The organism is Moraxella sp. 179-F 1C4 NHS, assembly GCF_045370505.1.
In the GTDB taxonomy this organism is placed as follows: Bacteria; Pseudomonadota; Gammaproteobacteria; order Pseudomonadales; family Moraxellaceae; genus Faucicola; species Faucicola tetraodonis.
On record NZ_JBIQEC010000007.1, the window covers coordinates 56,981 to 70,279 of the forward strand.

At 45.4% G+C, this 13,299-nt stretch carries 12 protein-coding genes; 8 read left to right on the forward strand and 4 right to left on the reverse strand.

Annotated features, from left to right (window positions below; translation table 11 throughout):
• Window positions 1–10: 10 nt before the first annotated feature.
• Window positions 11–1,672 carry an electron transfer flavoprotein-ubiquinone oxidoreductase gene (locus tag ACH0AB_RS05060; protein WP_406877418.1) on the reverse strand — a complete coding sequence of 554 codons (1,662 nt, stop codon included), beginning with the start codon at window positions 1,670–1,672 and terminating at the stop codon, window positions 11–13.
• A gap of 551 nt (window positions 1,673–2,223) precedes the next feature.
• On the opposite strand from ACH0AB_RS05060, the gene ACH0AB_RS05065 reads away from it, so the two are divergent.
• From ACH0AB_RS05065 to ACH0AB_RS05080, 4 genes are all read left to right on the forward strand, one after another.
• Window positions 2,224–2,943, forward strand: coding sequence for a DUF1285 domain-containing protein (locus ACH0AB_RS05065; protein WP_406877419.1), 720 nt, complete (start codon window positions 2,224–2,226; stop codon window positions 2,941–2,943).
• Between the two features lie 187 nt (window positions 2,944–3,130).
• Window positions 3,131–4,000 carry a glutamate racemase gene (gene murI / locus ACH0AB_RS05070; RefSeq protein ID WP_406877420.1) on the forward strand — a complete coding sequence of 290 codons (870 nt, stop codon included), beginning with the start codon at window positions 3,131–3,133 and terminating at the stop codon, window positions 3,998–4,000.
• Between the two features lie 128 nt (window positions 4,001–4,128).
• Complete coding sequence (locus tag ACH0AB_RS05075; protein ID WP_406877421.1) at window positions 4,129–5,136, forward strand: DUF4062 domain-containing protein; 1,008 nt, start codon at window positions 4,129–4,131, stop codon at window positions 5,134–5,136.
• A 201-nt stretch (window positions 5,137–5,337) separates the two neighbouring features.
• The gene (locus tag ACH0AB_RS05080; RefSeq protein WP_406877422.1) at window positions 5,338–5,598 is read left to right on the forward strand and encodes a hypothetical protein; all 261 of its coding nucleotides are present in this window, start codon (window positions 5,338–5,340) and stop codon (window positions 5,596–5,598) included.
• A gap of 189 nt (window positions 5,599–5,787) precedes the next feature.
• Here the strand turns inward: ACH0AB_RS05080 and ACH0AB_RS05085 are convergent, their stop codons facing one another.
• Together ACH0AB_RS05085 and msrA are read right to left on the reverse strand one after the other, a co-directional pair.
• A complete protein-coding gene (locus ACH0AB_RS05085) occupies window positions 5,788–7,161 on the reverse strand; it encodes a lytic murein transglycosylase (RefSeq protein ID WP_406877423.1) in 1,374 nt (457 codons plus the stop codon).
• Window positions 7,162–7,437: 276 nt separating this feature from the next.
• Window positions 7,438–7,968, reverse strand: a complete 531-nt coding sequence (gene msrA, locus ACH0AB_RS05090) for a peptide-methionine (S)-S-oxide reductase MsrA (protein ID WP_144918667.1) — start codon at window positions 7,966–7,968, stop codon at window positions 7,438–7,440.
• 279 nt (window positions 7,969–8,247) lie between these two features.
• Between msrA and cmoA the strand changes: the two genes are divergently transcribed.
• Both cmoA and cmoB read left to right on the forward strand, forming a co-directional pair.
• Window positions 8,248–9,021 carry a carboxy-S-adenosyl-L-methionine synthase CmoA gene (gene cmoA / locus ACH0AB_RS05095; protein ID WP_406877424.1) on the forward strand — a complete coding sequence of 258 codons (774 nt, stop codon included), beginning with the start codon at window positions 8,248–8,250 and terminating at the stop codon, window positions 9,019–9,021.
• A 48-nt stretch (window positions 9,022–9,069) separates the two neighbouring features.
• Window positions 9,070–10,122, forward strand: a complete 1,053-nt coding sequence (gene cmoB / locus ACH0AB_RS05100; protein ID WP_406877425.1) for a tRNA 5-methoxyuridine(34)/uridine 5-oxyacetic acid(34) synthase CmoB — start codon at window positions 9,070–9,072, stop codon at window positions 10,120–10,122.
• A gap of 80 nt (window positions 10,123–10,202) precedes the next feature.
• Here cmoB and ACH0AB_RS05105 read toward each other — a convergent pair whose 3' ends face one another.
• Window positions 10,203–10,421 carry a DUF2788 domain-containing protein gene (locus ACH0AB_RS05105; protein ID WP_007117392.1) on the reverse strand — a complete coding sequence of 73 codons (219 nt, stop codon included), beginning with the start codon at window positions 10,419–10,421 and terminating at the stop codon, window positions 10,203–10,205.
• 266 nt (window positions 10,422–10,687) lie between these two features.
• On the opposite strand from ACH0AB_RS05105, the gene argS reads away from it, so the two are divergent.
• Window positions 10,688–12,505 (forward strand): arginine--tRNA ligase, encoded by a 1,818-nt coding sequence (argS, locus tag ACH0AB_RS05110; RefSeq protein WP_406877426.1) that lies wholly within the window; start codon window positions 10,688–10,690, stop codon window positions 12,503–12,505.
• 62 nt (window positions 12,506–12,567) lie between these two features.
• A complete protein-coding gene (locus ACH0AB_RS05115) occupies window positions 12,568–13,293 on the forward strand; it encodes an SPOR domain-containing protein (RefSeq protein WP_406877427.1) in 726 nt (241 codons plus the stop codon).
• Window positions 13,294–13,299 lie beyond the last annotated feature (6 nt).

Below are 13,299 nucleotides of genomic sequence, written 5' to 3' on the forward strand. Positions count from 1 at the left end.
TGATACATCATTACATATTTGGGTAGTTTGGGCCACCACCGCCTTCTGGCGTGACCCAAGTGATGTTTTGTGAGGGGTCTTTGATATCACAAGTTTTACAGTGCACACAGTTTTGTGAGTTGATCACAAATTTTGCGCCGCTGTCACTTTGCACCACTTCATATACCCCTGCTGGACAGTAACGCTGTGCAGGCTCAGCAAAGATTTTGAGGTTACGCTTAATTGGCACGTCTGGATCGGTTAATTTCAAGTGAGAAGGTTGATCTTCAGCGTGGTTGGTATTGGAGATAAACACGGAAGATAATTTATCAAAGGTGAGCTTACCATCGGGCTTCGGATACTCAGGGATATAAGCGTGGTCTGCGCGCTCAAGCACATCGTAGTCTGGCATTCTGTCACGAATAGTCAGAGGCATTTTACCCTTAAATATATTTTGCTCTAGGAAGTTGAACGCACCGCCCATCCAGATACCCATGCGGTGCATCGCATTTGCAAAGTTACGCGCTTGGTACATGTCGTTGTAGAGCCATGATGCTTTGAATTTTTGTTCATAGGTTGGCACTTCGTCATGTTGACGACCGGCAGCAATCGCTTCATACACGGCTTCAGCGGCTAACATACCTGATTTGATGGCGGTATGAGTACCTTTGATTTTTGCTGGGTTTAGGAAGCCTGCATCGTCACCCACTAACACACCACCGGCAAAATACAGTTTTGGTAATGAGTTTAAACCGCCTTTGGTCAAGGCACGCGCACCGTAAGATAAGCGTTTACCGCCTTCTAAAATATTGCGAATGAGCGGGTGGGTTTTTAAACGTTGTAACTCATCAAATGGCGATAGGTAAGGGTTGTGATAAGACAAGTCAATCACCATACCAAATGACACTTGGTTGTTTTCATCAAAGTATAACCACCAACCACCGTTACTATGCGTCTCGCTAAGCGGCCAACCTGAACCGTGCAGCACCATGCCTTCTTGGTGTTTGGCAGGGTCAATTTCCCAAAGCTCTTTTAAGCCAATACCGTAGTGCTGCGGGTCTTTGCCTTCTGATAGGTTAAAACGGCTGATTAAGCGTTTACCTAAGTGACCACGGCACCCTTCAGCAAAAATGGTGTATTTTGCCAGTAGCTCATAGCCTGGCTCATAGCCTGATTTCGGTTGACCTTCGGCATTGACGCCCATGTCACCCGTCAATACGCCACGAACAGAACCATCTTCGTTGTAGAGAATTTCAGCGGCAGAAAAACCTGGGAACATCATCACTTCAAGCTCTTCGGCTTGGGTGGCTAACCAACGTACAAGGTTACCCAATGAGATAATGTAGTTGCCATGGTTGTGCATCAAGCTTGGGACGATTTTTTCTGGCAATTCGCGGTATTTGGTCTCATTTTTGAGCATATAGACACGGTCACCTTTGGTTTGCACGCGAACGGGCGCACCTTTTTCTTTCCAATCAGGAATCAGTTCAGTCAGTGCATTAGGCTCCATGACCGCACCTGATAAGATATGGGCACCAAATTCTGAGCCTTTTTCAACGATACACACGCTAAAATCAGGATTGCCAGCCGCAATGGCAAGTTGACGTAGACGAATTGCCGCAGATAGACCTGAAGGTCCGCCACCCACGATAACTACGTCAAACTCCATTTGCTCGCGTTCGATGTCTTGCATACAAACTCCTTAGAAAAATAAAATTCAGTGATGACAACTTACTTAAACTTGTGCGCATTGGGTTAAACAATGCGGTCCATCAGCTTATATCTGACAATTCATCAACTTAAGTTGCATCACGATGATTTTTGCAAGGCTAGTGATCTAGAAGGTTAGCCTTTGATTATCAGTTCATCAAATAATTGCTGGCACAAGCTGGCAATGTTATCAATGGTTTTCTTGATTTTAACATATAATGAATCGTTATATGAATTCAGAAAAAATACTACTTAGTATAATAGATTAACCGTTTAACCACCTAATATTTTTGCAGGAGAAAATGACTGCCGGGCTTAATTTATCGTATCTAATCTGGCTTGCGTTATGCTATCTGTCACCTTTATATACAATAAATCGACACAGGTACTAACAGCGACTATTTGAAACCCAGCGTTGAATTGACTACTATGTACCACAAAGTGATGTCAACACAGCGCATCATGGCATTTATAAACCCATACAATACGCTAAATACTAATCTAAATAAAAACTATCACAATACGAGCCAGAAAATGACTAATAATGATAATGCAGCGTCTAAACCCAGCTTTGATATTAATTTTGATACTAGCGTTGATATAGGCGAGCTAAGCCAACAAATCGAGCAATCGGTCGCTTCGCAAGCGGTAGCAGCCGCAAATCATCCGACACGCCAAATTCCACCGCTTGAAAAATGGCAACCCAAACTCAGCGGTACGATGGATGTGGTGGTCAAAGCTAATGGCGAGTGGTGGCATGAAGGCAGTCAAATCACCCGTCCACTACTCATTGATCTGTTTGCCAAAGTATTATGGTCAGAGGTTGATGACAACCACCACGTTGAGTATTTTTTAAAAACCCCTGTTGAAAAATGGCAAATCCAAGTAGAAGACGCGCCACTGCTAGTGAATCAAGTGGACGTCATTAACGAGCAATTTGGCGACACTAGCAAACCGGTGTTGCAATTCACCACCACGCAAGGCGATGTGGTGATTGCTGACGAGCAGCATCCGATTCGTTTGGGTCTGCCATTTACCCATGCTAGCCAGCATGATGTTGGCCTACAGCAAAAACAAGCCAGCCAGCCTTATTTATTGGTTCGGCAAAATGGTGACTCAGCGCTATACGGACTCATTCATCGCAATGTGTTTTACCATTTGATTAACTTGGGTGAGTTGGTAGAGAGTGAAGAGGGGACGTCATTGATTTTGCACAGTGGTGATAGCATTTTTACCTTGACCATGAGCGCATAAGTCTCAGCGTTAACCAAACTGTTGATAAGTTTTGAGCAAGTAAAGTGACGAATGGGCTGTCAAATTCGGCCCCGCATTTTTTTGTAGTGAGTACCTAAAAATTGGTATAAGATAGTGGTCTGTTTTATGGGTACAGTTATTTTGCGGTTTAAAATAGCAACACCCTGCGAGTTGGACTGATTAGGCTATGGTAGAGTTAGCAAGCGCGCCGATAGGCGTATTTGATTCTGGGTTGGGCGGATTGTCGGTATTGACCCATTTGCAGCGGCGCTTGCCATTTGAACGTTATATCTATCTTGCCGATACCCTGCACGTACCCTATGGCTCACGCAGTGAAGCACAGATTCGTGAGCTTACCTTGCAGGCCGTGGCATGGCTACATTCGCAAGGCTGTAAACTTATTGTGATAGCTTGCAATAGTGCCTCTGCGCATGGATTACAGGCGGCAAGGCGGCAGTATCCTCAAGTGCCGATTGTCGGCTTAGTCCCTGCATTAAAACCTGCGGTAATGCAGTCGGCGACCAAGCAAGTCGCGGTGTTGGCAACCCCAGCGACCTTGCACGGGTATTTACTCAATGAAGTTATTGAACAAGTCGCCAAACCGCAGCAAGTGACTGTCCACAAATATAGCTTTAGCAGCTTAGTGCCTTGGGTAGAATTGGGTATGCCAAGCCATCACCCAGCCGTGACTGATTTAGATCACTTGCTAAGTGAGTTACAGGCTAAAAAGGTAGACCAATTGGTACTGGGCTGTACCCATTTTCCTTTTTTTAAAGCCTATTTGGCACAGCGTATCGACGAGCTAATGACCCACCAAGCTATGGGGCAAGTGGCATTGATTGATTCGGGCGATGCCATTGCCAAACGCGTGCATGATTTGCTTGAGCAAGCCAATCAGCTTGCCTCTCATAAAGAGCGACCACGGTTACAGTTTTATGCCACCGCCAACTTACCCACTACTGAGCAGGCGGCAACGCGTTTGTTGCAGCGATTTTTGCCAGAGTTGGGGATTGATTTTTTTACCTTGTGTGTGACTCAACATGGTGCAGTGTATTGAGCTTGTTGATTAGTCAGCATGGCTTTTTACCCTTTTAGTTTTTAACGATTTAGCTTTTAACGATTGAGCTTTTAATCCTTTACCTTTTTAATTAATTGCGTTCATTAGAGCGTTATGGAGAAGATAGCATGTCTCAAAAGAAACGTTATCATATTCATATCTCTTTGGTGAGAAATGAAAATCTCTACCTAGAGAACGCGCTAGAGTACGCGTTATCGAAGGATTATTTTTTGACTTGGGATTTGCTTGCCACCAATACCAATTTTGTTGAGTACAGCCGCCAACAAATCGACCAATGCGATTATATGATTTTTATTTTGGGCAATGATTACGGTCATTTAAGCCTATCTGGTGTCAGTTATCTGCACTTATCTTATATCTATGCGTCTTCAAAACGCGTCCCGATGATTGCGCTAGTCAATACCCAGCTGAACCAAAATGAGCTATTACGCCAACGGTTGGATTTGTTTAATTTGGTGATTAAAGAACAGGGTTTGCGGGTAATTCACTTCGGTCAGACCCATGATGGCGTGTCAGACTGTGTGCGTATGCTTGGGGAAATCAAAGAGAAATTTCCGCGATTAGGTTGGGTCAAAGACACCCGTTCATTGAGCACGCTACCGGCAGCTGCTAGTGGCGATTTAAAGTCGATGTTTGTCTCGGATAGATTTCATATCCGTAATGGCATGCAACCCGCCTTAACTGATAGCAGTCTAGAGGGCACTCAACAGTCGCCTGAAGCTGAAGCCAGACCGACCCAAGTTACGCCAAAAGAGCTCAATGAAACGTTATTGGTCAACTATACCGCACACGCGTTTGAAGGCGGCAATTTGCAAGAAATCAGCGCAACTTACACCTTTAGCTGGGGGAATATTGTGCAAACGCTACAAGCATTACCACAGCCATTTACCAGTAATATGATGTTGACCCAAATTAATGATTCCCTCAAAGATGCTGCAATGGCAGAAGCGCTCAAAATCTCACCCAATATCCATGCGGTCTCGCGCTGTCAAATCAGTAGTATCGATTATCAATGGATAAAAAGCCAACTGGTGAAAAAACGATGGTTGTTCTCGGTCAAAGAAGAGCGAAGTATCCGCGAGCTGTGGCAGATTAACATCATCGTACAAGCTTAATCCGTCGTTTCTAACACGCATTTTTTAGTGTTTTATCTCAGTGTTTTATGCAAGTATTTTATATCAGCTTTGACCAAGCCATGATTTACTCATGTCATGACAATATTATACAGACCTGCTATCTAGCGTCACATTTGTTTATGCTATGATAATCTCACAACATACATAACGATAACATTGAGAATAAAAGAGGATAAAATTATGAGTACGCATGTCACCCCGCAAGCGGACGAGCTTGAAAACAACATCAACCAACTTGAAGATACCATGCACGAAGCGCAGCAGTTTCGCACCCTCGAAGAGCAAGTCGAAGACATGAAACGCCGTGGCATCAACCCACGCGATAACTTCAAAAAATGGGATGAAGACGAAGAGGACAATTGGGGCAGCAATTCAAAAGGCGAAGTCAAACCGATCCAAATGGATGATGGTGAAGAGCCCACCCCGCCACCTTTTGTATAAGGTTGTCCCATGTGGGGATATTAACAAAACCCTGTCACTATCAACAAAAAACCCTTAATCTCAGCATTAAGGGTTTTTTATTGGGTAATGAAAAATTGATGAACATTGTAGATGACTACGGCTTAAATAACTCAGGTTTAAATCATTTAAGGTTTAATGCCTAACACTGAAACACTAAGGTTTCCATGACTAGGGCGTTGTCACCCCACCTTGTCCATTGTCGATACGATAGTAACTCGTGTGCCCATTGGCATCGCGTACCACTTTAGTCGGCGTGGTAGTAGCCGTTGAATTCGGTACAGACTGGTATCGAATGGGCGTTTGAGTTGGGTACTGAGCATTGCCTGTTGGCTGAGCCATTAGCATACGGTAGAGTTTCATACCCGCACGACCATCAGGGTTGACATCTTGCTGACGCTGAAACTCTTGAATGGCATAGCGCGTTTTATCGCCAATCATGCCATCGACTTGACCAATATCATACCCACGATTAAGCAGTGCTTGCTGGATTTCACGGGCTTGACGGCGACTAATACCGGCATCATCCGTTGGCCAAGGTGTGACAAAGCCGACATTGCTAGTACGGTTTTGGCTAATCATATCGGACAAATGCGCAATCGCTAGCGCGTAGTTCTCTGACGCATTGTAACTATAAAACGCATCGAAGTTTTTACCCACTAAGAATGCAGGGCCTTTAATACCTGCAGGTAATAGCAAACCTGCACTATCAAGGCTATAGGGTAGCGGCTGACCATTGGCAAGGGTCAGGCCTTGGCTGCGCCAATAGCTCATCGGTTTTTTGGCTTTGCGGTTGCTATCTGCCCAAAATCCTGCAGGCAGCTTGACCTCAAACCCCCAAGGCTCGCCCGTGCGATAACCTGCTTTATCCAAGAAATTGGCCGTTGACGCGAGCGCATCAGCTTGGCTGTTGACCAAATCTTTACGTCCATCACCATCAAAATCTTGCGCCAAGCGTAAGAAGGTACTTGGCATAAACTGGGTTTGCCCAAACGCCCCTGCCCATGAGCCAGTCATATCATCACGGCGGATGTCACCATTTTGCAAGATACGCAGCGCATTGGCGTATTCCGTGCGAAAGTACGACTGACGACGGTCAAAGCAAGACAAAGTCGCTAATGACTGGATTAAGTCTTTTTTACCCAGCTGCTTACCAAAGTTCGACTCTACTCCCCAGACGCCAAGTACATCCGTTCCTTTCACCCCATAGCGCTGCTCGATGCGGTTTAGCGTGCTTTGCAGTTGGTTTTTGGCATTGATACCGTCTTGCACACGCTCTTCATCGACCAGACCTGAGAGGTAGTCCCACACTTCTTTTTGAAACTCAGGTTGATAGTTGAGCGAGACAATCACACTAGGGTCAGGCTCAGTTGGGCGATATTGTTCTAAAGTGCTGGCTACACCGCGAAAGGTGCTGCTGTTTTTGAGATTGGACAAACACTGTTGAAACTGGGCATTGCTAAGATTAGGCGGTGTCGGTGCGGCATTGACTTGGCTAATCATCGCCACGCCTGCCAGCGCCATAAAAATCGGAAGTAAACGCATAACAAACCTTGAATAGTGACAGATAAAAACATCAACAAACGGGATGAATTTTGACTAGTTCAAGGGTATAAAAAAAGCTTGCTCAGTGAAAGGAGTAAATGCATTTAATTACATTTTTTCACATTGGGTGATAAAGCGTTAATTTTTGCACGGTTGTGGTAAATTTAATTGTTGAACTCAAAAAAATTGGGCATTAACGCGGTAAAGCCCAATTTTGAAAGGATTAATAAGAACCACTAAGGTATTAACAAAGTATCAATAAAATCACAATACGGGTTATTGCTCAATCATAAAACCGCTAAAATATTGTTTAAGCTTGGCAAGCTTAGGCGGAATCACAAAGTTGCAATAGCTTTGGGTCGGGTTGTTGGCGTAATAATCTTGGTGATAGTCCTCGGCAACGAAAAACTGCGCAGCAGGATGCACTTCGGTCACCACTTTGATGCCCTGCTCATCACGAAGCTCACCAATCACACGGTCAATGGTCGGTTTTTGCTGCGCTTCATCGGTGTAAAACACCACAGAGGCATATTGTCTGCCGACATCATTCCCTTGACGGTCTTGTGTCGTTGGATCATGGGTGGCAAAGAAAATATCCAATACCGTCTCAAGCGGAATAATGGTCTCATCAAAATCGACTTTAATCACTTCAATATGACCGGTATCACCGCCACAAACGGCTTTGTAGTTGGCGCTTACTTCATCACCGCCCATATAGCCTGAAGTGACATCGGTCACACCTTTGACATGGCTAAATACTGATTCGGTACACCAAAAACAGCCACCACCTAAAATAATCGTTTGCATACTAATACCTTTTTATGGTTATCTCATTGGTTTGATATAAGGGTTAAAATAAATTATTAAAAGTAAAACGGGTGAAAATGTTAGAATAGCAAAGTTTACTCGCCATTCAAGTTAGGCAATGTAAACCAAGTTTCCGCTATCTAAAAACCTGGCAGTTTAAGCGTTTCTTAAGCGTTCCTTAAGCATTTTATTGTTGAAGCGATCATAAAACTGTCAGCGATACTAAGTCAGCGATACTGAGTCTTAGTAACGCTCAATCAGCCATAGTGAGTCAGCCGCATGAGTCAGCCCCAAGCCAAACCACCCCACGATACCTTGTTTACCACGCCGCTAGATGCCAATGCGCGGTTTAGCTTTGATGAGCAAGTGGTGGCTTGTTTTCCCGATATGATTCGCCGCAGTGTGCCTGGGTATGGGCAGATGCTCGCCATGTTGCCGATTTTTGCCAAACGCCATTGCCAGTTTCGCCAAACCAATAGCGACGGCAATAAAGTCAGCCGTGTCTATGACTTGGGCTGTTCACTCGGGGCGGTGAGTTTCGCGCTCGCAGGCGAGTTTGCGCCGCAAGATTTGCAAATCAAAGCCATTGATATCTCAGAGCCGATGATTGCCAAAGCGCAAAGTGTACTGATGCAGCATTATCCTGAGCATGATATCGAGCTGATTTGTGCCGATGTGTGTGAGGTGGCGTTTGAGCGGTGCGATATGATTGTGCTCAATTTAACCTTGCAGTTTTTATCCCCTGACAAGCGCGAGGTGTTACTTAGACGCTGTTATGATGCGTTGGTTGAAGGCGGTATTTTGATTTTGACCGAAAAAACCCATTTGCTCGATGAAGCAGACGATGCGTGGCGCGTTGAGCGGTATTATGATTTTAAACGCGCCAATGGCTATAGTGAGATGGAAATCAGTGGTAAACGCAATGCACTGGAGAATGTGCTTATCACCGATACCCTCGATTTTCATCATCAGCGTCTAGCAACGGTGGGTTTTGACCGTCATTTGACGTGGTTTCAGTTTTTAAACTTTGCGTCGATTATTGCGTTTAAGTGATGATTGCCGTTAAACAATAAAAACCTGTCAATCCTAAAAGAGTCAACCATGAATGCTACCATCAAAACTGCCGAAACCGACGTCTATCTTACCTTGCTGCAATTGGCGGAAAAATACCCAGTTGCCAATGCATGGCTTGCCCAGTTGCCCAACTGGCTAGCTACCATCAAAGACAAATCACGCTACGCCCATGCGCCATTTTATCAATCGCTCATTGAGCGCTTGCCCGTGGTTGACAACGCGCAAGTAGAGTTGAATCAACCCTGTATCACCGCAGCATTTGATTGGCAAGACAATGAATACAAGCAAACCCATGCGCTACTTAAACGTTTGATGCCGTGGCGCAAAGGTGGTTTTTTACTGGGTCGAGATGACCTGCAAATCCATATTGATACCGAATGGCGCAGTGACTGGAAATGGGATAGGGTGTTGCCGCATATCAGCCCACTTCACGGCAAACGCGTGTTAGACGTGGGCGGCGGTTCTGGTTATCACGGCTGGCGTATGGCGGGCGCAGGGGCAAGCACGGTGATTGTGATTGACCCATCGTGTCTGTTTTATTACCAGTTTATGGCGATTCGCCATTTTGTGGGGCAGGCTGACCGTAACGATTTTGGACGCAACAGGGTGCACTATGTGCCCGTACCACTTGAAGCCTTGCCCAATCCTAGCTTGACTAGCGGGCAAGCGGGGCTATTTCATACCGTGTTTAGTATGGGCGTGCTGTATCACCGCGCGTCACCGTTTGAGCATCTTGAGCAATTATACAATCAGCTAGCAAAAGGCGGAGAATTGGTACTAGAAACCTTGGTGATTGAAGGGGATGCGACATCCGTGTTAGTGCCAAGCGAGCGCTATGCACAGATGAATAACGTGTATTTTATCCCCTCGGTTGCGGCACTGTCGCTGTGGCTGTACAAAGTAGGCTTTGTGGAGGTGCGCTGTGTCGATGTGGATGTGACATCGACGGATGAACAACGCAAAACCGACTGGATGGATTATCAATCTTTAAGCGATTTTCTTGACCCCAATGATAGCAGCAAAACCATCGAGGGCTATCAACGCCCGACCCGTGCGGTGATGATAGCCAAACGACCGTAACGGTAACATAAACAACTAACAAAGGTAGAGCAGTTTAAGGTAATGGCGTTTTAGGCTAGTAAAGTTTAGAGCAGGGTAGTTTAAAGCGTCCTACTAAAATACCACTCCAAGACCATTTTGATGAGAAAGCCAAAAAAACCACCGCCCAGTGCCAAAAAAATCCAAAATGTGCCTTGTTTGCCTGCATTGTTTTTCTTGGAAATATCGTACATGATAAAAAATAAAAACGCGATAAAGATAGGTAGCAGCACATACATGCCAAGTTTGGTGATTAACTCACTAGAGACTAAAACAAACATGTTATTATCCTATTATTGTCATCAGAGATTACAAAATTTTAGCGCATATTATACGCCAAAAAACCGCGTTTCCTTGTAATGGCATGTATCTTTTGACAGGATTATAATGAAAAAACCATCAAAAATTGGTATATTGAACGCCAAAATCAATCCCCCTCGATTGTGAGCGCGTGATAGCGTCAAATCGATGGTGATTCATTGATTTATCGTGCTTTTTTAGCTATCAATCCTGCAACAAAACCTGTGAGCCAACAAAGAGAATTTCCATGTCAGAACAACAACCCGTCATTTCGCAAGCCTTAGCATTAGTGGTGGAATCACTAAAACAACAGCAAATTTTGCCAATCGATTGGGTTGATAACAGTACCATCAGCCGCACCAAAGACCAAGCGCACGGCGATTTTGCCAGTAACCTTGCCATGATAGCTGCCAAGACTGCCAAGAAAAACCCGCGTGAACTGGCGCAAACCATCGTGGCGATGTTGCCTGCCTCGGACATGATTAGCAAAGTTGAGATTGCAGGACCGGGGTTTATTAACTTTTTCTTAGATGATAACGCGCGTTTTGCTATCTTAGACACCATCATGCAGCAGAAAGGCGACTTTGGAACATCCGAAGAATTTACCGGTCAAAAAATCCAAGTTGAGTTTGTCTCTGCCAACCCAACCTCAAGCCTGCACGTGGGTCACGGTCGCGGCGCTGCGTTTGGCATGAGCGTGGCCAATTTACTAGAGGCAGTTGGCTATCAAGTCGGGCGTGAGTATTACGTCAATGATGCGGGTCGTCAGATGGATATTTTGGCAACCAGTACCTATTTGCGCTACCTTGAACTGTGCGATGAGCCAATTGTATTTCCCACGAATGCGTACCAAGGCGATTATGTCAAAGATATTGCCAAACCCATCAAAAAACAGCATGGCGATAGCCTAAAAACCGCCTGGGAACATATGCTACTCAATGTACCTGCCGATGCCCAGTACCAAATCGATGCCAACGGCGAAAAAGTATGTGTCTCAGGTGATAAAGAAGCCCATATTGACGGACTGATTGCCAATGCCAAAGCCAATTTGGGCGATAATTACCAGATTTTTCATGAAGCCGCACTAAGTACCATCTTGGCAGATATCCAAGATGATTTAGCGGATTTTAATGTCCATTTTGACCAATGGTTTAGCGAAAAATCAATCCAAGATGCCATTGTGCCTGCTTTGGAGTTATTAGAGCAGCGGGGTTTTTTATACCAAAAAGATGGCAATTTGTGGTTTAAATCCACCGAATTTGGCGATGAAAAAGACCGTGTTGTCCGTCGTGCCAATGGTCAATTTACTTATTTTGCCTCGGATATCGCCTACCACAAAGACAAGCTTGACCGCGGCTATGACAAAATTATTGATGTGTGGGGCTCAGACCACCATGGTTACATCAAACGCGTGAAGGCGGCATTGACGGCGATGGGCTACGATGCCCAGCGTATGGATGTGATTTTGGTGCAGTTTGTCACCCTATGGCGCGGTACAGAGCAAATTCAGATGTCATCACGCTCAGGTCAGTTTGTGACTTTACGTGAACTGCGTCAAGAAGTCGGCAATGATGCCGCGCGCTTTTATTATGTCGCGCGTAAACCAGAACAGCACATTGACTTTGACTTAGAACTTGCCAAATCGCATACCAAAGATAATGCAGTGTATTATATTCAATATGCCCATGCGCGTATTTGCCGGGTGCTTGAGCGTACTGAAGAGCGCGGTATTAAAGTCGATGACAAAGCCGGCAAAGCCCACCAGCATCGGTTGACCCAACCTGTTGAAACGGACTTATTGAGCTTGCTGGCTTCTTACCCTGAAGTGCTACGCCGTGCTGCGGTCAACTATGAGCCGCATTTATTGACCAATTACCTCAAAGATTTGGCAAGTTTGTTCCACGGTTGGTACAACGATAACCGTATCTTACCCAAAGATGGCGAAACCCCGACCCAAGATGAGCTTGACTTGATGCAAGCGCGTCTGCGGTTATCAAAATCGGTACGCCAAGTGATTCAAAATGGCTTAATTTTGTTGGGATTAACGGCACCAACCAGTATGTGATATGATTAAGATACGCTAAAGACGCTGTAATATTACCGTATCCCATGTCGTAGGAGATGATGATGGCAAGACCCAAAGGAGCGACCCCGCGTAAAGCGCCAAGCACGATGTCGTTTTTTGCTGCCATGTTGGTGGGCATGATATTGACCGTGGGGATTGGTCTGTTTGTTTATTTGTGGAATCCATTTAACCAAGGCAAAACCACGAGGAGCGATGAAGCGCCGATGGTGCAGCCAAAGGTGCAAGACAAACCCAAAACCAATAATTACGAGTTCTATGATCTGCTCAAAGAACAGCAGGTCAGTGCAGTCCCCGACGAGGCCGCTGCCAGTCAGCCAGTCTCGGCGCAGCCTGATGTGGTGTTGACCCAACCTGACAGCACCAGTGCACCAAAATCAGCGAATGTCAGCGTGGTCGATAATCCGTTGTTGTCTGATGATAACGGTACCAAACCACGCGCTTCAGCCAACAATAGTACGATAGACACCAGCACCGCTGCGGATGATAAAAGCAGTGCCGATGCCATTGTCATTGGCAATGAAGAGCCTACGCGGACTTATATCTTGCAAATCAATAGTTTTGACAATGCCGATGATGCCGATAAACGCCGTGCTGAAGTGCTAATGGCAGGGGTGGATGCCCAAATTGTCAAAAAACGCTTAAGCAATGACCAAACCGTCTATCAAGTCATCTCTCGCGCCATGAGTAGCCCAGAGATGGCGGCGCAAGCCCAGCGTCAACTACAAAATAGCCGCATTGATTCACTGATTGTCGAGCAGCGTCGTTAGGCTGAT

What these genes read in the sequence shown, in the direction of transcription:
- ACH0AB_RS05060 (WP_406877418.1), bottom strand. Translation starts at nt 1,672, where the DNA reads ATGCAAGACATCGAACGCGAGCAAATGGAGTTTGACGTAGTTATCGTG.
- ACH0AB_RS05065 (WP_406877419.1), top strand. Translation starts at nt 2,224, where the DNA reads ATGACTAATAATGATAATGCAGCGTCTAAACCCAGCTTTGATATTAAT.
- murI (WP_406877420.1), top strand. Translation starts at nt 3,131, where the DNA reads ATGGTAGAGTTAGCAAGCGCGCCGATAGGCGTATTTGATTCTGGGTTG.
- ACH0AB_RS05075 (WP_406877421.1), top strand. Translation starts at nt 4,129, where the DNA reads ATGTCTCAAAAGAAACGTTATCATATTCATATCTCTTTGGTGAGAAAT.
- ACH0AB_RS05080 (WP_406877422.1), top strand. Translation starts at nt 5,338, where the DNA reads ATGAGTACGCATGTCACCCCGCAAGCGGACGAGCTTGAAAACAACATC.
- ACH0AB_RS05085 (WP_406877423.1), bottom strand. Translation starts at nt 7,161, where the DNA reads ATGCGTTTACTTCCGATTTTTATGGCGCTGGCAGGCGTGGCGATGATT.
- msrA (WP_144918667.1), bottom strand. Translation starts at nt 7,968, where the DNA reads ATGCAAACGATTATTTTAGGTGGTGGCTGTTTTTGGTGTACCGAATCA.
- cmoA (WP_406877424.1), top strand. Translation starts at nt 8,248, where the DNA reads ATGAGTCAGCCCCAAGCCAAACCACCCCACGATACCTTGTTTACCACG.
- cmoB (WP_406877425.1), top strand. Translation starts at nt 9,070, where the DNA reads ATGAATGCTACCATCAAAACTGCCGAAACCGACGTCTATCTTACCTTG.
- ACH0AB_RS05105 (WP_007117392.1), bottom strand. Translation starts at nt 10,421, where the DNA reads ATGTTTGTTTTAGTCTCTAGTGAGTTAATCACCAAACTTGGCATGTAT.
- argS (WP_406877426.1), top strand. Translation starts at nt 10,688, where the DNA reads ATGTCAGAACAACAACCCGTCATTTCGCAAGCCTTAGCATTAGTGGTG.
- ACH0AB_RS05115 (WP_406877427.1), top strand. Translation starts at nt 12,568, where the DNA reads ATGGCAAGACCCAAAGGAGCGACCCCGCGTAAAGCGCCAAGCACGATG.